The 20553-nt window shown below is 48.8% G+C and carries 19 protein-coding genes; 14 read left to right on the top strand and 5 right to left on the bottom strand.

The features are described from left to right. Positions 1–4: 4 nt before the first annotated feature. Positions 5–808: a phosphatase PAP2 family protein gene (locus ACYVB1_RS20640; RefSeq protein ID WP_460925704.1), complete on the bottom strand. Its 804-nt coding sequence runs from the start codon at positions 806–808 to the stop codon at positions 5–7. Between the two features lie 288 nt (positions 809–1096). Between ACYVB1_RS20640 and metK the strand changes: the two genes are divergently transcribed. Further along, the gene (gene metK / locus ACYVB1_RS20635; protein ID WP_460925703.1) at positions 1097–2404 is read left to right on the top strand and encodes a methionine adenosyltransferase; all 1308 of its coding nucleotides are present in this window, start codon (positions 1097–1099) and stop codon (positions 2402–2404) included. Positions 2405–2526: 122 nt separating this feature from the next. On the opposite strand, the gene hpf is transcribed toward metK, so the two are convergent. The 4 genes from hpf to ACYVB1_RS20615 form a co-directional block, all read right to left on the bottom strand. Continuing rightward, entirely contained in the window at positions 2527–2829 is a 303-nt protein-coding gene (gene hpf, locus ACYVB1_RS20630) for a ribosome hibernation-promoting factor, HPF/YfiA family (protein ID WP_460925702.1), read from the bottom strand. 24 nt (positions 2830–2853) lie between these two features. Further along, the gene (locus ACYVB1_RS20625) at positions 2854–3732 is read right to left on the bottom strand and encodes a tyrosine-type recombinase/integrase (protein ID WP_460925701.1); all 879 of its coding nucleotides are present in this window, start codon (positions 3730–3732) and stop codon (positions 2854–2856) included. 71 nt (positions 3733–3803) lie between these two features. Further along, entirely contained in the window at positions 3804–3998 is a 195-nt protein-coding gene (gene rpsU, locus ACYVB1_RS20620; RefSeq protein WP_460925700.1) for a 30S ribosomal protein S21, read from the bottom strand. 149 nt (positions 3999–4147) lie between these two features. Continuing rightward, positions 4148–5287 carry an acyl-CoA dehydrogenase gene (locus tag ACYVB1_RS20615; protein WP_460925699.1) on the bottom strand — a complete coding sequence of 380 codons (1140 nt, stop codon included), beginning with the start codon at positions 5285–5287 and terminating at the stop codon, positions 4148–4150. Between the two features lie 442 nt (positions 5288–5729). On the opposite strand from ACYVB1_RS20615, the gene ACYVB1_RS20610 reads away from it, so the two are divergent. From ACYVB1_RS20610 to uvrB, 13 genes are all read left to right on the top strand, one after another. Then, a complete protein-coding gene (locus ACYVB1_RS20610; RefSeq protein WP_460925698.1) occupies positions 5730–6476 on the top strand; it encodes a tyrosine-protein phosphatase in 747 nt (248 codons plus the stop codon). Positions 6477–6506: 30 nt separating this feature from the next. Continuing rightward, a complete protein-coding gene (locus tag ACYVB1_RS20605; protein ID WP_460925697.1) occupies positions 6507–7499 on the top strand; it encodes an NAD-dependent epimerase/dehydratase family protein in 993 nt (330 codons plus the stop codon). Between the two features lie 65 nt (positions 7500–7564). After that, a complete protein-coding gene (locus ACYVB1_RS20600) occupies positions 7565–8965 on the top strand; it encodes a tetratricopeptide repeat protein (protein ID WP_460925696.1) in 1401 nt (466 codons plus the stop codon). A gap of 6 nt (positions 8966–8971) precedes the next feature. Beyond that, a complete protein-coding gene (locus ACYVB1_RS20595) occupies positions 8972–9745 on the top strand; it encodes a phosphosulfolactate synthase (protein ID WP_460925695.1) in 774 nt (257 codons plus the stop codon). Positions 9746–9843: 98 nt separating this feature from the next. Then, complete coding sequence (locus ACYVB1_RS20590; protein WP_460925694.1) at positions 9844–10788, top strand: polyprenyl-phosphate transporter; 945 nt, start codon at positions 9844–9846, stop codon at positions 10786–10788. Positions 10789–10792: 4 nt separating this feature from the next. After that, on the top strand, positions 10793–11527 hold the full coding sequence (locus ACYVB1_RS20585) for a shikimate dehydrogenase family protein (RefSeq protein WP_460925693.1): 735 nt from the start codon (positions 10793–10795) through the stop codon (positions 11525–11527). A 99-nt stretch (positions 11528–11626) separates the two neighbouring features. Beyond that, the gene (locus ACYVB1_RS20580; protein WP_460925692.1) at positions 11627–12028 is read left to right on the top strand and encodes a YkvA family protein; all 402 of its coding nucleotides are present in this window, start codon (positions 11627–11629) and stop codon (positions 12026–12028) included. Between the two features lie 341 nt (positions 12029–12369). Continuing rightward, on the top strand, positions 12370–12948 hold the full coding sequence (locus ACYVB1_RS20575; RefSeq protein ID WP_460925691.1) for an RNA polymerase sigma factor: 579 nt from the start codon (positions 12370–12372) through the stop codon (positions 12946–12948). Next, entirely contained in the window at positions 12932–14623 is a 1692-nt protein-coding gene (locus tag ACYVB1_RS20570) for an outer membrane beta-barrel protein (protein WP_460925690.1), read from the top strand. Before ACYVB1_RS20575 ends, ACYVB1_RS20570 begins: the two co-directional genes overlap by 17 nt. A 348-nt stretch (positions 14624–14971) precedes the next feature. Next, the gene (locus ACYVB1_RS20565) at positions 14972–15346 is read left to right on the top strand and encodes a hypothetical protein (protein ID WP_460925689.1); all 375 of its coding nucleotides are present in this window, start codon (positions 14972–14974) and stop codon (positions 15344–15346) included. A gap of 465 nt (positions 15347–15811) precedes the next feature. After that, positions 15812–17167: a DUF4270 family protein gene (locus tag ACYVB1_RS20560; RefSeq protein ID WP_460925688.1), complete on the top strand. Its 1356-nt coding sequence runs from the start codon at positions 15812–15814 to the stop codon at positions 17165–17167. A 13-nt stretch (positions 17168–17180) separates the two neighbouring features. Beyond that, a complete protein-coding gene (locus tag ACYVB1_RS20555) occupies positions 17181–18221 on the top strand; it encodes a Kelch repeat-containing protein (protein ID WP_460925687.1) in 1041 nt (346 codons plus the stop codon). A 174-nt stretch (positions 18222–18395) separates the two neighbouring features. After that, positions 18396–20423: an excinuclease ABC subunit UvrB gene (gene uvrB / locus ACYVB1_RS20550; RefSeq protein ID WP_460925686.1), complete on the top strand. Its 2028-nt coding sequence runs from the start codon at positions 18396–18398 to the stop codon at positions 20421–20423. The last annotated feature ends 130 nt before the right edge of the window (positions 20424–20553 follow it).

Raw genomic sequence — 20553 nt, 5'->3', positions numbered from 1 at the left:
AATTTTAGAATGTGTAGGACAAGGCTGCACCTCTGTAATCTGGCGCAGCGACAGGGAACAGGCTGAGGTTGGTGTTGTTTGATTTCTTGTGTAGTTGTGGTACCAATATACCGGCACCGGCGCCTGCTATGTAGCCTAAGATAACGTCGCTGAGGAAATGCTTGCCAGCCCGCATTCTCATATAGCCCACTACTGCAGGCACAGTAGCCGCCGCTGCCCATACATAGTGCCTTGCGGGGGAGTCAGGATTAAAGTCGTGGAAAACTTTGGCTGCAAAAAAGGTTGCGCCAGCTGTTGCGGAGTTATGGCCTCCGTAGAAAGCATTTTTGGTGTTGCCCCTCATCTTCTCTGATAAAGCCACATCCGGGCTGTAAGCATTTGGGCGCACGCGTTCTACATGGCCGTTCGCCATAGTGAAAAGAGCTCCTGTTACGGCCATTGTTTCCCAGTAAAGCACAAATACCTGTCCGGCATTGCTCTTTATGTCGTCATTCAGGAGCAGCGCCAGCGGCGCTACAAAAGACCCATAAAAGGGGTAGTCGCTGATTTTGTCTGCTGATTCTGAGTCCCAGCCTGCAGAAAACCGGTCAAAGCCGTTAATGTCATTTTTATTCAGGTTCGCTACTTCCTCCTCTGTCAGGCCATTCTTATCCTGCATTTTGGTAAGGCCATAGTAGCTTAGTCCCATGCTTGCCGCAATGATGGGGGCATCTACTTTAAAGCTTGTTTTGTAGGGGGAGTTATCCTGGCTGAAACCTTCTCCTGCCAGAAAGGTGAGTAGGGTGAGTACTGCTAGTATGCGTTTCATATATACTTATATACTTATGTCAGGTGATATGTTTATGCTCTTGAAACGGGGCATTTTTTTAAAAGGTTTTAGCCTTTGGCGGCGGGAGCGGCTACTTTCGGGGGCAGTGTGTGTTTAATCTGATGGAATATAGGATTATTTAAAGGGAATGATGAGGCAACCTTATTGCTCCTTATACAGTTCTTCTCATTTATCTATATATTTTAAACTGTTGTAGAATTATTTTAGCTTTGTACCCGCTGTCATAAAAGGCAGCTGGTTTATACTTTATACCTAAACCCATAGAAAATGCCTTACTTGTTTACGTCTGAATCTGTATCGGAAGGCCACCCGGATAAAGTGGCAGATCAGATTTCAGATGCCTTGTTAGATGAATTCCTGAAGCAGGACCCGCAGTCTAAAGTAGCCTGTGAAACGTTGGTAACTACTGGTTTGGTAGTGCTGAGCGGAGAGGTGAAAACAGAAGCCTATGTAGACGTGCAGAAGGTAGCACGGGAGGTGATCAAGCGCATCGGATACACCAAGTCTGAATATAAGTTTGATGCAGAGGCCTGCGGCGTGATTTCAGCTATTCATGAGCAGTCAGCTGACATTAACCAGGGGGTGGAGCGCACGAACCCGGAAGACCAGGGGGCAGGTGACCAGGGAATGATGTTCGGCTATGCCACGAACGAGACAGATAACTATATGCCGCTTGCACTCAGTGTGTCGCACCTGCTGCTGCAGGAGCTTGCTGCTATCCGCAAAGAAGGTAAAGAAATGACGTACCTGCGCCCGGATGCCAAGTCGCAGGTGACTATCCGATACAGCGACAACCACGTGCCGGAGAAGATTGACACCATCGTAATCTCTACCCAGCACGATGAATTTGTAGAAGCTGCCGATGAAAGTAACGATGCCAAGAACAGGGCAGAGGCGCAGATGGTGCAGCGGATTAAAGAAGATGTAGCCAGCATTCTGATACCGCGCGTGCTGAAGTTGCTGCCGGAGCGTATCCAGGAGCTTTTCAATAGCAACATCACGTACCATATTAACCCAACAGGCAAATTTGTAATTGGTGGACCGCACGGTGATACAGGCTTAACAGGCCGTAAAATCATTGTAGATACCTATGGTGGCAAGGGAGCACACGGTGGTGGCGCTTTCTCCGGAAAAGACTCGTCTAAAGTGGATCGCTCTGCGGCTTATGCTGCACGCCATATTGCAAAGAACCTGGTAGCAGCCGGTGTGGCTGATCAGGCGCTGGTGCAGGTAGCCTATGCTATTGGCGTGGCAAAGCCGGTTGGCTTATATGTAACCACCTACAGTTCCACTAACGTGAAGGACGCAAATGGCGACACCATGAGCGATGGTGAGATCGCAGAAAAAGTAAACAAGCTGTTTGATATGCGGCCTTATGCTATTGTGCAGCGTTTTGGTCTGCAGAACCCAATCTTCTCTGAAACGGCGGCTTACGGACACATGGGTAGGACACCGTCTGTAAAGCAGGTGGAAGTTAGCAGGAACGGACAGAAGGAGACACAGGAGTTTGAAACCTTTACCTGGGAAAAGCTGGATTACGTAAATAAGATCAAAGCTGAGTTTGGTCTGGAATAAAAGAGACCACATATACCATATAAACAGAACGGCCTGCTATAGAAATAGCAGGCCGTTCTGTTTATATATCATACCCTTTGTGAGGAATCATGTTATCAATTAACTGAACAAGCAGTTCTCTGTTAGTGAGTTGCTTGCTTCTCTTTGTGCCTCTTTAACTGGCGGCGCATCGCATCAACTGCAGCATCAGCAGCAGCCTCAAAAGACGACGCATTTTCCTGTGAAAAGAGCGTAGTGCCTGGCACAAATAAACGGATTTCCACCTCTTTATTGTCTGTGCCGCCCTGGCTACCATTGTCTTTCATAAATACTTCTCCGTCTATTATCCTGTCATAGAACGTCTCCAGTTTATTCACCCTCTGCTGAATAAAAGAATTCAGCTGCTCGCTGGCATCGAAGTTGACGGAATACATTTGTAGCTTCATAGTCTTGCTTTTTAATAGTTAAACTTACGCTTTTGGATGGGCTTTCTCGAAAACCGATTTAAGCTTCTCAATTGAATTATGGGTATATACCTGCGTTGCCGCAAGGCTCGCATGCCCCAGTAAATCCTTTATTGCGTTCAGATCCGCTCCTTTGTTCAGCAGGTGTGTCGCAAAAGAATGGCGCAACACGTGTGGGCTGTTATGTTCAGAAGTCGTGATCAAGCTAATGTATTTTTTTACAACGCGATAAACGAATTTGGGATAAAGGGGACGAGCTTTATTAGTAACGAGCAATTTTGCGGAATTGTTATCCGTAAAATACTGCTTCTTTTGTGCTACATAGGTATCAATACTGTTTAAAAGCGAGTCGTTGAGGGGGACTATGCGCTCCTTGTTGCCCTTGCCTAATACACGCACAACTTTTGCACTGCGGTCAACGTCAGCGTGTTCTATGCCAATGAGTTCGGCCAGGCGCATGCCGGTGCCATACAGAAACTCCAGGATCAGGCGCTCGCGCTGGCCTTCAAAATTTTCTTCGAAGGTAAAGCTGTCGAGGAGGGTGTTGAAAGGTTCTTCCGGAACGAAGGCAGGTAACTTTTTAGACGCTTTGGGAGCTTTGATGCGTAGCATCGGGTTTACCTCGATGCGCTGCTGTGCAAGCAAAAAGCGGTAATAAGAGCGCAGGCAGGCAATCTTCCGGTTAATAGAACGGGGTTGTATGTTGTTCTGGACCAGTGTCAGTAACCAGGAGCGGATAATGGTATGGTCCGCCTCGGCAGCATCTGTGATTTCGTACACTTGCTGCAGGTACTGTGCAAACTGACCTAAATCAGTATAATAGGAGGTGAGGGTGTGCGGGCTGTACCGCTTTTCGTACTGGAGGTACTTGAAAAATAAATCCATAAATTAGTATACCTGATGTTGTGAATCAGGTATACTAATTTATGGAAAAATAAAGTATCTTGTTAGAAAGACTAGTAGTTTTCGTTAGCGAAGAGCTGCTGCTTGTATACGGCTCTTTCTTTCTGCTTTCTTCTTGCTACTGATGGTTTCTCAAAGTAAGCTCTTGAACGAAGTTCTTTCAAAACACCAGTTCTTTCGAACTTCTTCTTGAATCTCTTTAATGCACGATCTACAGACTCGTTATCTTTTACGTTGATAATAATCATATTTCTCTCTTTTCTCTTTGAATTAGGGTTGCAAATTTAACTAAGCTTGTACCTAAAAATCAACAGATTGGCTAAATATATTTACCTCTAATCTGTTTTTTTATTTTAACAGCATGTAAAAGGGCTGTATAAGCGCCTCTTAGAGGCTGTTACTTTAGTACTGCTCTTGATATAACAAGTTTTTGTATCTCACTTGTTCCCTCACCAATCGTGCAGAGTTTTGCATCCCGGTAATATTTTTCGGCAGGATAGTCCTTGGTAAAGCCATAGCCGCCAAAAATCTGGACAGCCTCGTTTGCCACACGCACCGATACCTCAGAGGCATACAGTTTTGCCATGGCAGATTCTTTGTTTACGTTCAGACCACGGTTTTTCATATCAGCCGCCTGATAGGTTAACAGTGAGGCAGCCTCAATTTCAGTGGCCATATCAGCTAGTTTAAAGGCAATGCCCTGGAAGCTGGAAATTGGCTTGTTGAATTGGTTGCGCTCCTTTGAGTAAGCCAGCGCTGCATCAAAGGCGCCCTGTGCGATGCCTAAAGACAGCGCGGCAATAGAAATGCGCCCGCCGTCCAGCACCTTCATGGCTTGTATAAAGCCTTCGCCTACATTGCCCAGAATCTGGTCTTTGTGCACACGGCAGTCTTCAAAAATAAGTTCTGTTGTTTCAGAGGCACGCATGCCCAGCTTGTCTTCTTTACGGCCGGCGCTAAAGCCGGGAGTTCCCTTTTCAATGATAAAGGCGGTCATGCCATGTGAGTCGCCTACCTCGCCAGTGCGCACTATCACAACAGCCACATTGCCTGACTTGCCGTGCGTGATAAAGTTCTTGGCACCGTTAATTACCCAATAATCGCCGTCCTGTACGGCTACCGTACGCATGTTGCCTGCATCAGAGCCTGTGTTGGGTTCTGTTAATCCCCAGGCGCCAATCCATTCCGCTGAAGCAAGTTTTGGAAGGTACTGCTGCATTTGGGCCTCGTTGCCGAACTGTAAGATATGGCCGGTGCACAGGGAGTTATGTGCTGCCATGGAAAGGCCGATAGATCCATCGATTCTGGACAGTTCTGCTATAGCTGTTACATATTCCACATAGCCGAACCCTGACCCGCCATATTCAGCAGGTACCAACACGCCCATCAACCCTAGCTCCCCAAGCTTTTTGAAAACCTCCACCGGGAACTCCTGGCTTTCGTCCCATTCCCTCATCTTCGGTTTGATGTGTTTCGCACCAAAATCGCGGACCATATCCGCAATCATACGCTGATTTTCAGTTGTTTTTAGTTCCATTTATAGTTTAGCGTTGCAGGTATATCAGTAGCCGTATAACGGGTATTCGATAGCCGTTGTTTACAATTCAATATAAATGTAACGCTATTTCAGCTTATTTTTTATGATTTCGTAAAATGAATTTAGTTTAAGGATTTAGTTTTGAATTATTTTAAATACTTTGAGTTTTAATTTATTAAAATGGCAATTATGCCACCTTCTGAAGTGTAATAAAATAAAGTGCAGCGTTTGCCTGTTCTGTCAGGCTGTTTCACCTCTTGCAGTATGTAAAGGGATAGTGCAGGAATAGTTAAGTTCAGAATTAGTATATATATTTAGTGCAATACTAATGGCAAGCCGTGCGGTACGGGGTTAATTTTGAAGGTGGCCTTAATTTCCGTTATTTTGAAGATTATTGTGCGGAAGCCTTTAGCTATTTGCCATAAGAGCCAGGATTTAGGAGATGATACAGTTTTTGAAGAAGATTTTTGGAGACGATGCTCCGAAGGAAGAGTCATTCAGCGCCCTCAGCGTTGACATGCACTCCCACATCCTGCCCGGTATCGACGACGGGTCAGAGAATATAGAGCGCTCTGTGGAGTTGGTGCAGGTCATGCAGTCGCTCGGCTACCGCAAGCTGATCATGACGCCTCACATCATGAGCGACTTCTACAAGAATACGCCGGAAATTATACGTGAAAAGCTGGCTTTGCTAAAGCAGGCAATAGCGGAGGCAGGCATAGAGATGGAACTGGACTGTGCCGCAGAGTACTACCTGGACGAAGGCCTGCTGCACAAGCTGGAGCACGGGGAGGATCTGCTGACATTCGGAGACAATTACCTGCTGTTTGAAACTTCCTTCCTTAACGAGCCGCTGAATCTGCGGGAGGCAATTTTCAAGATGCGCTCCAAGGGATACAAACCGGTGCTGGCCCACCCGGAACGCTATACCTACTTTTATGGCAAGTTTGATGCCCTGGCGGCTCTGCGGGATAATGGCGTGCTGTTTCAGCCTAACCTGAATTCGCTCACAGGCTATTACTCGCCTGGCGCAAAGGAGTACGTGGAGCGCCTGATCGATAATGGCCTAGTAGACTTTCTTGGTTCTGACGCACACGGCCTGAAGCATACGAACAGCCTGCAGAAAGTATTGAACAGTAAATACCTGACGAAAGCACTGGCTTTACCCATCCGCAACAGTCAATTATAATCAGCTTTCTTACCTTAATTTCCTACAGACATGGTATTTGTAACTGGCGGCAGTGGCCTGATTGGCACTTTCCTGATTCCAGCGCTTCTGAAGCAGGGGTACAGCGTAAAAGCGCTGTACCGGGGACAGGTGCCCACTATGCCTGGTTCAGAACAGGTGCAGTGGCTGGAGGGCGATGTAAGGGACTCTTTGTTTCTGCGAAAGGCGCTGCAGGATGTGACTCACGTTTTCCACAGCGCAGGCCTGGTGTCCTATGCACCGCAGGACGAGGAGCTGCTAAAGCAGGTAAACATAGAGGGCACGGCCAACATGGTGGATGCATGCCTGGAATATCCGGGTATCAGGTTGTGCCACGTAAGCTCTATTGGTGCAGTAGGCCGTCCTAAGGGTGTTACAGTGTTAACAGAGGATAGCAAATGGGACCCGTCAGAAGATCACTCCGCTTACGCCAGTTCCAAGTATTGGGGCGAACTGGAAGTATGGCGTGGCATAGCCGAAGGGCTGCAGGCCGTAATTGTGAACCCCTCTGTTGTGCTTGGTCCCGCCGACTGGAACCGTAGCAGCACCCAGCTCTTTAAGTATGTTTACCAGGAGCGGCCATTCTATACCGGTGGCAGTGCTAACTTTGTGGACGTGCGGGATGTAGTGGAGGCTGTGCTGCGATTGGCCTTCTCGGATATATCAGGGGAAAGATTTATATTAAATGCCGAGCTCCTGAGTTTTAAGGACTTTTTCGAACAGGTGGCACGTTGCTTTAGTAAAAAAGCCCCCTCAACTAAAGTGCCACCGGCACTGGCGGAGGTGGTGTGGCGTTTTGAGCATGCGCGCGCATGGCTTACGGGTAGCCGTCCGCTCATCACAAAAGATACGGCGCGGGTAGCGGCAAAGAGTCATGTGTTCAGCAACGAGAAAATCTGCAGGAAGATAAACTTTGCATTCAGGCCGGTTTCAGAGTCAATAGTTTGGGTGTGCGAACAGCTGCGGCTGACCGCTTCAGAAGTGGACAGCCAGCCCGATAAATAAACTATTTGCACCATTAAAATGTAGTATGACAGAGGCTGAAATAAGCAGCTTGTTGGATATTGGAGATGAAAGAAAATTTTGAAGAACATAACGAGGAACTGGAATTAATACAGCGCTTCGAGCGGATGCTCGGCAGCAACGAGACTGTGTTTTTCGACCTGACTGATTTTGAATATATTATAGATCATTATACTGCCAACTTTGAATATAAAAAGGCCCTGGCGGCCTGTGATTCTGCCATTGCGCAGTACCCTTTTTCTACAGAGCTGCAGATAGACAAAGCACAGTTGCTGGCCATGGCTGGCAGCTTTGAGGACGCATTGGTGCTCATCAACCAGGTGGCGGAGGTAGACCCGGAGAATGCAGACGTGCAACTGACGCGCGGCATTATTTTTACGCAGCGCGGAGAGTTCCGGGAGGCGATTGATTATTTTAAGAAAGCCCTGGCTTTCGCATCGGATGACCGGGATGATATTTACTTTAATATCGGCCTGGCCTACCAGACCTGGGGCAAGTTCAGCTCGGCTGTTAAATACTATAAGAAATGTATTGAGCTGAACCAGGAGAATGAGGCAGCGATGCAGGAAGTGCTGTACTGCCTGGAGGTGACAAATACAATCAGCGAAAACGTACCCTTCTTTCAACAGTTTGTTGATAACGAGCCCTACTCGTCTGTTGCCTGGTTTAACCTGGGGAACGTGTACAACAAGATGGGGGCATACGACAAGGCCATTGCGGCGTATGAGTACGCCACCATTATTACGCCAGACTTTATCACCGCTTATAATAACATGGCTAACGCGCTCGTGTTCCTGGGCGATTTTCCAAAAGCCATAGAAGCATTCAGTGCCATGATAGAGCACGGAACACCTACGGCAGAGGCGTATTGCAACATTGGCGAGTGTTACGAAAAGCTGCAGCAGTGGGACCTGTCACGCCGGTACTACCAGAAATCCGTGGACCTGGACCCGGAGATGGACGAAGCCTGGTTTGGCATCGGGATGATACTGGATGCGCAGGGCAAGTGGTACGAAGCGGTGCACTTCTTTAAAAAGGCTGTGGAAATGTACGACGACAGCGCCGACTACTGGGTGGCACTTGCGGCGGCAGAGTACCATGTGGGCCATGTGGTGTCAGCTTTGGAAAGCTATGAGCGCGCTTCCGAAATCAGGCCCGATGACAAGGATATCTACCTGAACTGGTCTATCATCCTGTACGAACAGGGTAATTTTGAGGAAGCTACAGACATTATTTTAAATGCGATAGAAATACAGCCTAATGAGGCTGAGCTGTATTACAGGGCATGCGCCTATATGCTTTCGGCAGGAAAATACCGCGAAGCTTATAATTATCTGGAAAATGCGTTAATTTTGGACTTCGACAAGCACAAGCTGCTCTTCGAGTTCTTTCCTGAACTGGAGTCGCAGCGCGCTTTATCCCGGTTAATTGATCAGTATCGCAAATAGAAGTAGATGAATTATTCGCTGAATAGCATTCCGGAGCGTGAGCCGAAGCCACGTGAGCGTGGCTATACTATGGCCATGGACAAAGGCCTTAGTATAAGGGAAACCGAGGATTTCCTGGAAGTAGCCGGAGAATATGTAGACATTGTGAAGCTGGGTTGGGCCACCTCCTACGTGGTGCCTAACCTTCAGAAAAAGCTGGATGTTTACAGGGCCGCCGGTATACCGGTATACTTTGGAGGAACCCTGTTCGAGGCCTTCATTGTGCGTGACCAGTTTGAGGACTACCGCCGTGTGCTCGATAAGTACAAGATGACGTTTGCAGAAGTATCAGATGGTTCGCTTGAAATGAATCATGAAGAGAAGTGCGCGTACATCAGGACACTTTCAGAGCAGGTAACGGTGCTTTCGGAGGTGGGTTCTAAAGACGACCAGAAGATTATTCCGCCTTACATGTGGATAAGGCTAATGCAGGCGGAGTTGGATGCCGGTGCCTGGAAGGTAATTGGCGAAGCCCGTGAGGGTGGTAATGTTGGCCTGTTTCGCTCTACCGGAGAGGTGAGAAGCGGACTGGTAGAGGAAATTCTGACAAAGATTCCGTTTGAGAAGATTCTTTGGGAAGCGCCTCAGAAGGCACAGCAGGTATGGTTTATTAAACTGCTGGGCGCAAACGTGAACCTGGGAAACATTGCTCCAAGTGAAGTGATTCCGCTGGAAACAATCCGGTTAGGCCTGCGTGGCGATACCTTCAACCATTTCCTGGATATTAAAAAGCCTTGCTAAAAAGATAAAGCCAAAGCTCAAAATTATATAAATTGCCCGTCGGTGTGGCCGCACGGGCAATTTTGTTTTCAGGCCTCACCTGAAGTTGTTATCACTATATGCAAAGACGAACTTTAAGAGAGTACCTTTTGCTTTTCACAAAAGGAGTAGGCATGGGCGCCGCCGACATAGTGCCCGGGGTTTCAGGAGGTACTATTGCCTTCATCACAGGTATCTATGAGGAGCTGCTGGGCTCCATTCGTTCTGTAAACGGCGAGGCTATCCGGCTGCTGCTGCGCTTTCAGTTGGCAGACTTCTGGCGGCACATCAACGGCACCTTCTTAGTGGTGTTGCTGGCAGGTATCGGTTTTTCAGTAGGCTCACTTTCCCGTGTTATCCTGTTCCTGCTGGAGAACTACCCGGAGCTGCTCTGGTCGTTCTTTTTTGGGCTTATAGTAGCCTCGGCTTTGGTGGTGGGGAAAAAAATTACCCGCTGGACCCCTGGCGTCATACTATTCGGGTTGGTTGGGGCGGCTATTGCTTATTATGTTACCGTGGCCACGCCAACGCAAACACCGGAAGCTTACTGGTTCGTTTTCCTGTCCGGTGCCATCGCTATCTGTGCCATGATTCTTCCGGGTATCTCCGGTTCTTTTCTGCTGGTGCTGCTGGTAAAGTATGAGTTTATATTGAACGCGGTGAAGGAACTGCGGATAGGCATCATTGCCGTTTTTGGTTTGGGTTGTGTGGTGGGCATTCTTTCCTTTTCCCACGTGCTGAACTGGGCTCTCCGGAACTACTACAGCGCCACGATAGCCCTGCTGACAGGTTTTATGGTAGGCTCGCTGAACAAAGTGTGGCCCTGGAAAAAAACACTGGAGACTTACATCGACAGTCATGGTTTGCCAAAGCCGCTGGGGCAGGAAAAAGTGCTGCCTGGGGCCTACGAGTCCCTGACCTGGCAGGACGCTTACCTGCCTTATGCCATTCTGCTCGCAGTTTTTGGTTTCCTGCTCGTGTACCTTGTCGACCGCTACACGGATGACGATACTTCAAAAGCATAACAGCATGCGCAAATTCGGACTTATTGGCAAAAAGCTTGGCCATTCCTTCTCTAAGAAGTACTTCACAGAAAAGTTTGAGCGTGAGGGGATACAGGACGCCCAATACGAACTGTATGAGCTGCCGGAGGCGCGGGAGCTGAAGTTGCTGCTACAGCAGGAGCCGGAACTGGTAGGCCTGAATGTTACAGTGCCTTATAAAGAAGATGTAATTCCGCTGTTGGATGAACTGGATGAAGCTGCTGCGAAGATAGGCGCTGTCAATACCATCAGGATAAGCGAGGGCAAAACCAAAGGCTTCAATACCGACTATATCGGGTTTAAGAGCACCCTAGAGGAGTTTTATCCCGAAGCTGAACGAAAGCAGGCGCTTGTGTTGGGTACAGGTGGTGCCGCCAAGGCCGTTTGGGCTGCCTTGGATGCGCTTCAAGTTCCCTTCAGATCTGTATCACGCAACCCGGCAGCGCAGGAGCTAAGCTATGGACAGCTGACGCCAGATTTGCTTCAGGATTATAATCTAATTATCAACACTACCCCGCTGGGCATGCATCCGCATACTGAATCTTTGCCTGAACTGCCTTACGAAGCACTGACGGAGCAGCACTATCTATATGATTTAGTTTATAATCCGGAGCAAACGCTTTTTCTTGAAAAAGGGGCCATCGTAGGCGCTCAGGTACACAATGGCTTAAATATGCTGTATCGGCAGGCCGATGCAGCCTGGTCTATCTGGAATGTTTGACATGGAATAGTGCAAATATATTTTTCTTTATAGTGCTGATTTACTGCAACTCCGAACAGTGTTGTTCTCGTAGAATGTCCAACGAAAGAATTTGGAGAGATGACACAGTTAAACGCTATAAAGCAGAAAACACACGCTATCAACACAGAGATTTACGCCTTGTACCTTTCATTCCTCGATAACCGCGTGAAGTGGTATGTGCGTGTGCTGTTAGCCCTGGCCATTGGCTATGCTATCAGCCCTGTAGATTTCGTGCCTGATATGACAGCTGTTTTCGGTTACCTGGACGATGTGGTGATAGTGGCTGCAGGCTTTAGGTTTTCCTATCAGCTACTGACGAAAGAAGTACGGCAGGAGGCGCAGCTTAAAGCGTATGAAGATATGAACAGCCATACACCAACGTCGGCTGTTGCACTTAAAGTAGTGAGTTATGCCTGGCTGCTGCTGTTTTCACTGCTGCTGGTATTTTGCTACAAACTGCTGCATATGCATGCTCTGTAACCTAGTATACCAGGTTATAAAGCTAAGAGAAGCCTCCCGGTTTGGGAGGCTTTTTTCTTTCCCCCCCCTTTTCTTGTTGCTGCTGCCTTTGTCTGTATTGTGTTTTCTTACCTGTAGATGTACTTCTTTGTTATAAATAATGTGTGTTAGGATATAAATATATTTAGCAACATGATGTTATAACTGTTAAAATTTGCCATATCTTTACCACACATTCCAAGCTATCTGAATAACAGATGCGCAGGCCATGAACTGCGAAGAAAAAATATTTTCAGAGGCTTGCAACCATTCCTTCTCCACAGGAATCATGTGAGTGTGTAGGGCAAAATAACAGGCAGTTTTTGAAGCTATTCAGTAAACCTAAGTCAGATGAGGACAAGCTCATAGAGGGGTGCATCGCGGGCAAACGCGAGGTGCAGCGGCTCCTGTATGACCTTTATTCAAAGAAAATGATGGCGGTTTGCCTGCGCTATGCCCCTACCACATTTGAGGCTGAAGACATTATGCAGGAGGCGTTTGTAAAGGTGTTTTCCAATATCGGCAACTTCAAGCGGGACTGCCCGCTGGAGTTCTGGATAAGGAAGATAATGGTGAACACAGCCCTGAAGCACCTGCGCGGCAAGCAACTGCTTACAGTGTCGCATGAGGCGGAGGAAGTGAGCAACCTGCCTTCCGAAAGCTTCAGCCTGACAGGCTACACTCTGGACGAACTGCTTAGTATGATTCAGAGCCTTGCTCCCCGCTATCGAATGGTGTTTAACCTGTATGCCATAGAGGGCTACAACCATAAAGAGATAGGGGAGATGCTGGGCATCTCGGAGGGTACCTCTAAATCACAGTATTCACGTGCGAGGGCCATACTGCAGGGTATGATTTCCCGCCAGGAAAATAACTATGAGGAACATGTCATCAGCAGCTAACGATAAGCGCGGCAAACTCGAAGAGGAGTTTTCTGGCCGCATGTACGATGCTGAGGCGTCTCCGTCTCAGAATCTTTGGGACCGCATCGACCATGAACTGACGGTGCAGGAAAATGGTGCATACAAGAAGCGCGCGGCATTTTACCGCCAACTGGCCGCTGCCTGTATCACGCTCCTGCTGTTGGCAGGCGGTGTCGGGGTATGGTACTTCAACAGTCCTGCTGCTACTGAACAAAGTTTGGCTACTGTAGCACCTGCCACTGATCCAGGCCCGGCAACTAATTTAAGTGCCCCGGCCGGAGAAGCAGGCGCAGTAACAGCCACAGCAAATGCGGGAGAAGAAGGGGCCTTGCCTGCTCCTGGCACTACAATCCTGGACACGGAGGCACCGGCACCAGCGGCTTCTGCCATGACGGCAAGGACTTTTAACCACACCACAGCAGACATAAATGGCAGTGCAGCAACTGGCAGGGCAGCAGTACCTCAGGCTGATACGGGGAGCGATCCTGTTACAGAAACAGCTGCAGGTTCCTTCCCTTTAGCAGCAACTGAAAAACCGGAAGCTGCGGAAATTGAAAAGCCGCTAAGCCTGGGCAGGTCTTTGAGGCAGACAATAGCGACGCTTTCGGCCACAGAACAAAGGGCGGGCAGTAACAATGGCATACTACAGCAGTCTGTTGCTGCCACAGGAGCCGAAACCAAAGCTACCGACGATTTCAAAAAGCTGAATGAGCAGGTCATGGCGCAAGCCAGGCGGGTGGAAGAGGAGCAGAAAGCGCTCTTACTTGCCCTTCATGAGGACGCAGCAGGTAAGCAAAATTCAAAAAAAGAAAAGGCGGAGGGTGATAACCGCTGGTCTTTAGGGATGGCTTATGCGCCGGGCTACTTCGACCAGAATATTGGGCTCTCCAACCAGATGATGGGTGCCGCCAGTGACCAATTCAGCCTGATGCGCAGTTCTTCCGCCACCTCCATCTCCTCTCTTTATATGGAAGAAGCGCGCGAAGAATATGCAGAAAATACAGATCCGGGTTTTTCCTTCGGGTTTGAAGCAAAGGCAGGTTTTAAATTAGCCAGAAAGCTGAAGCTCCTGACAGGACTAGGCTTCCTGCAAAACACAGCACGTTCGAGTTCCAGCTACATTATACAGCAGTTCTGGGGGAACACTTTTGCCGCTGGGTACAAATCGAACGGGCCTTCCACCGTGTTCATTCCCTCCATCAGGTCCAGCTTTGCCACAGATTCTTTGTATGTAGCCAAAACACCGGAGTACAAGGTAAACCACCGCTACCGCTACCTGACGGTTCCTGTGGGCCTGCAGTATGAAGGCAACATAGGCAAAGACTGGTTCTGGTACGGTGGCGCAGGCGTTGCGGCAAACATACTCATGCAGACCACTATTCTTGCCTCTTCTTCGGAGGTAAAAGATGTGGATTATGATTTAAATGACAATTCTCCCTTCCGCAAGCTACAATGGTCTGGAAATATGTCCGGAGGAGTAGGTAAGCGGTTGGCCGGCAACATGTCGGTTACGGTGGGGCCAGAGTTCAGGGGTTATTTTAACACCCTTCTTGCTGAGCCGGAGAATGCCCAGGCACCACAAGGTAAACCTTATGCTGTGGGTCTGAACATGGCTGTGAACTACGAGTTGAATAGCGGAAAAAAAGCAAGATAATTTTTTGTGCGCTTGCAACCCTTCTAACAGAAGGCGGGTCATCAGGATGAGGATACAACAACAAATGGGTACATAAAAACAAACTAGCTGCTACTGCCATGAATGCCATCCGCGATGTTTTCACAGCCCTGAACATTGTAATGCAACAGAATCTGTATGGTTGGTATGTGCTCCTGGGGCTGCTGGCCTTTACACTGCTGGGCTAAAGGCAGAAGCGCTTTTCCAGAGTATTTGAATTTAATCTGCTCTACATTTTATAAGCTATGAAAAAAACTGTCTGGAGGTTGTGGTGCCCGGAAGGGTGCCACGCCTTAAGATAGTACCGATTGCCTTAGTCAAAATAAAACTATGAAAAGCTTCCTCTGTATCGTGATTCTTTACCTCTGCCTGTCGGTGCTGGTAGTGAGCTGTACGGAGAATGAACCGGCTCCTACCTGTATGGAGGCAGAGGTAATAGGTCCGGATAACTGCCAGACCGGGTGGTATATCCTGAAGCTGGAGGAGGATGCTACTCTGGCTGGAAGCAAAAGCAACCATTACATCGGGCAGCTGAACGGGGGCTATGTAACGGCCAGAAACCTGCCGGAGGAGTATCGGGAGCAAGGAAACCGGCTGAAGCTGACGTTGGAGTTAGATGAGGGGCCGACACAGATTTGCCCCGCTATTTATGTCATATATCCGGCCGTCCGGGTGGTGCGCGTGTGTGAGCAGGCGAACTTTTGATGCATGATACCTGCAGTTTTATTATTAGTGATTATTGTTTGTTGATTAAATGGTTGATTTAAGCAGAAGGCCTGTCATTTATTGGCAGGCTTTTCTGCTTTCAGGGTATGTTTGCCTGGTAGGAGTGCCTGTGCAAAGCCTTGCAGGGCAGAGGGAGTACAGCAGACTATAAACAGGTGAAATAAGCAGCATTTGACATCAATTTTAAAGAGGATGCTGTGCAATATCTGGTAGGGAAAGAAGTTTAGTATAGGACATTATCTTTCTGATAGCGAAAATATAGTGTTATATTTGGGGCTGAAAAAAGTACATTCTTTGTAGAAGCGTTTTGTGGCAGTTCGTTAAAGCGCCTTTTCTGTTTGTCAGCGGCTATTGCCTGAGGCTGAAATAGATAAAGTTTCAGTACACGCCGCACTACCTTTCGAGCCAATTAGAGGATGAATCTGTTTACAACAGTATTAAACTATGCAATTTTTAAGTAAAAACGCACCCTTGCGAAATAAACTAACACTGTTCTTTTGCTGCTGCCTGGCGCTTGCCTCCTGCGAGGACCCTAACGAACTGGGTGTGGGGCTGGTAGATGATAATATTTCCGGAAGGTACATCGACACATTGACTGTAAATGTATCTACGGTATACCTGGACTCGCTGGCAACATCAAACCAGGGTACCATGCTGGTGGGGCAATACACTGCACCTTATAGCGGAACACTCCAGTCGAACAGTGTTTTTCCGCTTACCCTGCCCAGCACATGGACCGTTGCAGAAGATGCTGCTTATGACTCCCTGAAGCTGATTATGCCACTGGGCGGTTATTACTACGGAGATACAACGCAGGCCCAGACTCTGGAGGTGTACAGGCTTCAAAGCGATGTAAGAGCCAGAAGGCTGAGCCCGTACTTCTTCAATGAACAGCCTGCTTCTTTCTTTTATGCTGAAAATGCACTTTACAACGTCAGCAAGGCAGTTGCCGCGCCAGAACCCTTGGTATCTTTTACCTATACACCAAGGCCGGTCAGCAAAGATACGCTCAACATCCCGCTGCCTGATGAGTTAGGGCAGGAGTGGATCAGCCTGAAGAAGGCAGGAGACAGCAGGCTAACAGATGCGACCAGCTTTTTTAACTATTTTAAGGGGCTGAAACTTGTGAGCAATGGAGGGAGTGCTGTTATTGGCTTCCCGGTGCCCGCTGCAAAAGTACGCCTGTATTACTCTGAAACATCGAACGGCAACAAAGTAGCGAGAACAAAAGATTTCCCTATATCCACCGCAGCCCTACAGTACAACCAGATAGCAACCGATGTAGAGGGTACTGCACTGGAAGGCCTGGAAAGAGGTGGCAGCGCACTTCCAGCAGCACAAACAGGCAATGTAAGCGTAACGCAGGCTGGTGCCGGCCTTATGATAAAGCTGGACTTCCCATACCTGAACGACCTCAGAACGCAGTTGTCGCCAGACCTGATCAATCATGCTGTGCTGGTGGTGGAGCCGCTGCAAAATACAACACAACACCCTTATCCTGTTCCGGCAACGCTGTCGCTTTTCAGAACAAACAGGACCAATGTGCCGCTAAGGCCAGTTCCAAGCAATACCCTTGATGAAAACAGTGTGCCGCTGGGGGCAAACTATGTTGAGGCGAATAACCGGTATGAGTTTAATGTTACGTCTTATGTTATCCAGCAACTAAAGACAGAGAACACTACAGGGAACGCCTTGTTTCTCGCACCTCCCACGGCTACTTACCTAAAGGATGTGAGCAGGCTGGTGGTTGGCGGACCACAGAGCGTTAAGTTGAAAATCTATTACACTACTATTAAATAAGAATTACGGGGCTATGATTTACCTTTTAAAGAACATGCGCCTGCTAACAAGCCTTTTTCTCTTGTTAACCGTGTGTGTGTTTACATCGTGTGACAGCGAAGAAGTACTGCTTGGTAACTGGGTACGCCAGTCTGATTTTGCCGGAGCAGCGCGTACCGGCGCCGTAGCCTTCACCATCAACGGGAGAGCGTATGTGGGTACTGGCTTCGATGGCATGAACCGCTTAAACGACTTTTGGCAGTATAATCCGGATACTGATACATGGAACAGAATGGCTGATTTCCCTGGTGTGGCCCGAAGCGGCGCAGTTGGTTTTGCAGCAAACGGCAAAGGTTATATAGGTACCGGCTATAACGGATCCAGTAACCTGAAAGACTTCTGGGAGTATGATCCGGCTGCAAATACATGGACGCAGATTGCTGACTTTCCTGGCACTGCCCGCTATGGTGCTGTGGCCATGGCACTGGAAAACAAAGGCTATGTAGCGGCTGGATACGACGGTAGCTACCGCAAAGATTTCTGGCAGTATGATCCTGCTTCAGGTGCCTGGACAGAGAAAACAGAGCTTTCTGGTGCAAGACGTGTAAATGGTTATGCCTTTGCCGTAAACGGTAAGGGGTATATAGGAGGCGGACTCAACAATGGTATCCTGGAAGCTGATATCATGGAGTACAACCCTGCTACAGACACCTGGCGCAACCTGCGCAGCCTGAATTCGGCGGAGCGCTCAGGAACAAACTATCCTACTCCGCGCATGAATGCCACTGTGTTTGTGCTAAACAACAGAGCCTATTTAATTGGAGGCACAAAGGTGAATGATTTAGGTGGCGGGAATTTGCAGTCCTCTCCAACAAATGCGTCTGCACAGACCGATGCATGGGAGTTTGACCCTGCCTCCGATACCTGGCGCAGGCTCGATGACTTTACACGCATAGGCAGAGAAAGTGCAGTAGCGTTTGCTATCGACGACTTTGGCTATGTTGGTCTGGGGCGAAACGGTACAGTGCTGTCCAGCCAAATCTGGCAGTATGGTGCCCCCAGAAGTGGTAATTAAGCAGTACTGCTTATAATATATGTATAACAGCAAAGCCTGCCCTGAGAGCAGGCTTTGCTGTTTTTACACTTCTTAAAGGGCGTACGTACTTTGGGTACAACTATCGCAAAAGCATAAACTTACTGCCTGCTTTTGATGTTATAGTATATCGATACTTATCCGTAATAACGACGAATGGATTTTCAGTTAACATCAGAATTTAAACCAACCGGCGATCAGCCGAAAGCGATACAACAACTAACCGAAGGCATCTTAAACGGAGAGCCGGCCCAGGTGCTCTTAGGTGCCACCGGTACCGGTAAAACCTTCACCATGGCCAACGTTATCCAAAACGTGGGCAAGCCAACGCTGGTGCTTTGCCACAACAAAACACTGGCGGCGCAGCTATATGGCGAGTTTAAGCAGTTCTTCCCCAACAATGCTGTAGAGTATTTTATCTCTTACTACGACTACTACCAGCCGGAGGCCTACATTGCTTCGTCGGATGTATTCATAGAAAAAGACTTGGCTATTAACGAAGAGATTGAGAAGCTTCGTTTGCATACTACTTCTGCGCTGCTTTCGGGCCGCCGCGACATTGTGGTGGTGGCATCGGTGTCCTGCATCTACGGTATTGGTAACCCGGAAGAGTTTGGAAAGAACGTGCTGTACCTCGCTCCCGGCCAGCGCTACAGCCGCAACAACCTCCTGTATACTTTTGTGCAGATCCTGTACAGCCGCACCGAAGCGGAATTCACACGTGGAACATTCCGGGTGAAGGGCGATACTGTGGATATTTTCCCGGCCTATGCCGACTTTGCCTACCGGCTGTATTTCTTTGGAGACGAGCTGGAGGCAATCCACCGCATCGACCCACAGTCTGGTAAGAAGCTGTCGGATGAGAAGGCAATTTCACTGTACCCGGCCAACCTTTTTGTTACTGGGAAGGACACGCTGAACCAGGCCATCCATGAAATCCAGTACGACATGGTGGCGCAGCACGATTACTTCTTGAAAGAAGACAGGCCTACAGAAGCCAAGCGTATCAAGGAGCGCACCGAGTTTGACCTGGAGATGATACGCGAACTGGGCTACTGCTCCGGTATCGAGAACTACTCCCGCTATTTCGACCGCCGCGCCCCGGGTGCACGGCCCTTCTGTTTGCTCGATTACTTCCCGGACGACTTTATGATGGTGATTGACGAGAGCCACGTAACCGTGCCGCAGGTGCGGGCCATGTGGGGCGGCGACCGTTCCCGCAAAGTGGCCCTGGTGGAATATGGCTTCCGTTTGCCTGCCGCCATGGACAACCGCCCGCTCACCTTTAATGAGTTTGAGAGCCTGATGCACCAGGTGGTGTTTGTAAGCGCCACGCCCGGCGATTATGAGATTCAGAAATCAGAAGGTGTGATTGTGGAGCAGATTATACGCCCTACCGGTCTGCTGGACCCTGTAATAGAAGTGCGGCCAAGCACCAACCAGGTAGATGACCTGCTGGACGAAATAGACGAGCGCGTGAAAGAAGGTGCGCGCGTGCTGGTGACCACGCTGACAAAACGCATGGCCGAAGAGCTGACCAAGTACCTCGACCGCCTCAACATCAAGGCCAAGTACCTGCACTCTGAGGTAAAGACGCTGGACCGCGTGGAGATTCTGCGGGAGCTACGAATGGGTACTATCGATGTGCTGGTGGGTGTAAACCTCCTGCGTGAGGGACTTGACCTGCCGGAAGTAAGCCTGGTGGCGATACTGGATGCCGACAAAGAAGGCTTCCTGCGCGACCAGCGCTCGCTGATACAGACCATGGGTCGCGCAGCCCGTAATGAGAAAGGCAAAGTAATCATGTACGCCGACCGTATGACAGGCTCGATGCAACGGGCGATTGACGAGACAAACCGCCGCCGCGCCACGCAGATTGCTTACAACGAAGAGCATGGCATTACGCCTCGCACCATCCTGAAGTCGAAAGACGAAATATTTGAACAGACATCGGTTGCCGATGCCAAGAAGAAAGAAGTGAAGATGTATGCCGGTGCTGAGGAAGTGTCGCTTGCTGCCGAACCTGTGATACAGATGATGAAGCGCGATGAACTCGAGAAGCTTATCAAGAAAACAGAAAAGCAGATGGAGGCTGCCGCCAAAGACCTTGACTTCCTGCAGGCAGCCAAGTACCGCGATGAGCTGACAGAACTTCGGAACCTGCTGAAAACAAAGCGGGAGTAGCAGTAGATTTTATCTTAATTAACAGGAAGCGGAGTGATGAGCCATCAAGGTACATCACTCCGCTTTTATTTTCGGGCAAATAGCCTGAGTGCTTAAAGAAAGCAGGATATCTTGCCTCTGGGCTGTTATC

This window comes from Pontibacter brevis, assembly GCF_054779655.1.
The sequence above is the reverse complement of the archived record's forward strand: the minus strand, read 5'-3'. Positions and strand labels throughout refer to the sequence as shown.

Coding starts and splice junctions, on each gene's coding strand:
- ACYVB1_RS20615 (WP_460925699.1), bottom strand. CDS start 5,287: ATGGAACTAAAAACAACTGAAAATCAGCGTATGATTGCGGATATGGTC.
- ACYVB1_RS20595 (WP_460925695.1), top strand. CDS start 8,972: ATGAATTATTCGCTGAATAGCATTCCGGAGCGTGAGCCGAAGCCACGT.
- ACYVB1_RS20625 (WP_460925701.1), bottom strand. CDS start 3,732: ATGGATTTATTTTTCAAGTACCTCCAGTACGAAAAGCGGTACAGCCCG.
- metK (WP_460925703.1), top strand. CDS start 1,097: ATGCCTTACTTGTTTACGTCTGAATCTGTATCGGAAGGCCACCCGGAT.
- ACYVB1_RS20570 (WP_460925690.1), top strand. CDS start 12,932: ATGTCATCAGCAGCTAACGATAAGCGCGGCAAACTCGAAGAGGAGTTT.
- ACYVB1_RS20600 (WP_460925696.1), top strand. CDS start 7,565: ATGAAAGAAAATTTTGAAGAACATAACGAGGAACTGGAATTAATACAG.
- ACYVB1_RS20585 (WP_460925693.1), top strand. CDS start 10,793: ATGCGCAAATTCGGACTTATTGGCAAAAAGCTTGGCCATTCCTTCTCT.
- hpf (WP_460925702.1), bottom strand. CDS start 2,829: ATGAAGCTACAAATGTATTCCGTCAACTTCGATGCCAGCGAGCAGCTG.
- rpsU (WP_460925700.1), bottom strand. CDS start 3,998: ATGATTATTATCAACGTAAAAGATAACGAGTCTGTAGATCGTGCATTA.
- ACYVB1_RS20605 (WP_460925697.1), top strand. CDS start 6,507: ATGGTATTTGTAACTGGCGGCAGTGGCCTGATTGGCACTTTCCTGATT.
- ACYVB1_RS20560 (WP_460925688.1), top strand. CDS start 15,812: ATGCAATTTTTAAGTAAAAACGCACCCTTGCGAAATAAACTAACACTG.
- ACYVB1_RS20610 (WP_460925698.1), top strand. CDS start 5,730: ATGATACAGTTTTTGAAGAAGATTTTTGGAGACGATGCTCCGAAGGAA.
- ACYVB1_RS20590 (WP_460925694.1), top strand. CDS start 9,844: ATGCAAAGACGAACTTTAAGAGAGTACCTTTTGCTTTTCACAAAAGGA.
- uvrB (WP_460925686.1), top strand. CDS start 18,396: ATGGATTTTCAGTTAACATCAGAATTTAAACCAACCGGCGATCAGCCG.
- ACYVB1_RS20565 (WP_460925689.1), top strand. CDS start 14,972: ATGAAAAGCTTCCTCTGTATCGTGATTCTTTACCTCTGCCTGTCGGTG.
- ACYVB1_RS20555 (WP_460925687.1), top strand. CDS start 17,181: ATGATTTACCTTTTAAAGAACATGCGCCTGCTAACAAGCCTTTTTCTC.
- ACYVB1_RS20640 (WP_460925704.1), bottom strand. CDS start 808: ATGAAACGCATACTAGCAGTACTCACCCTACTCACCTTTCTGGCAGGA.
- ACYVB1_RS20580 (WP_460925692.1), top strand. CDS start 11,627: ATGACACAGTTAAACGCTATAAAGCAGAAAACACACGCTATCAACACA.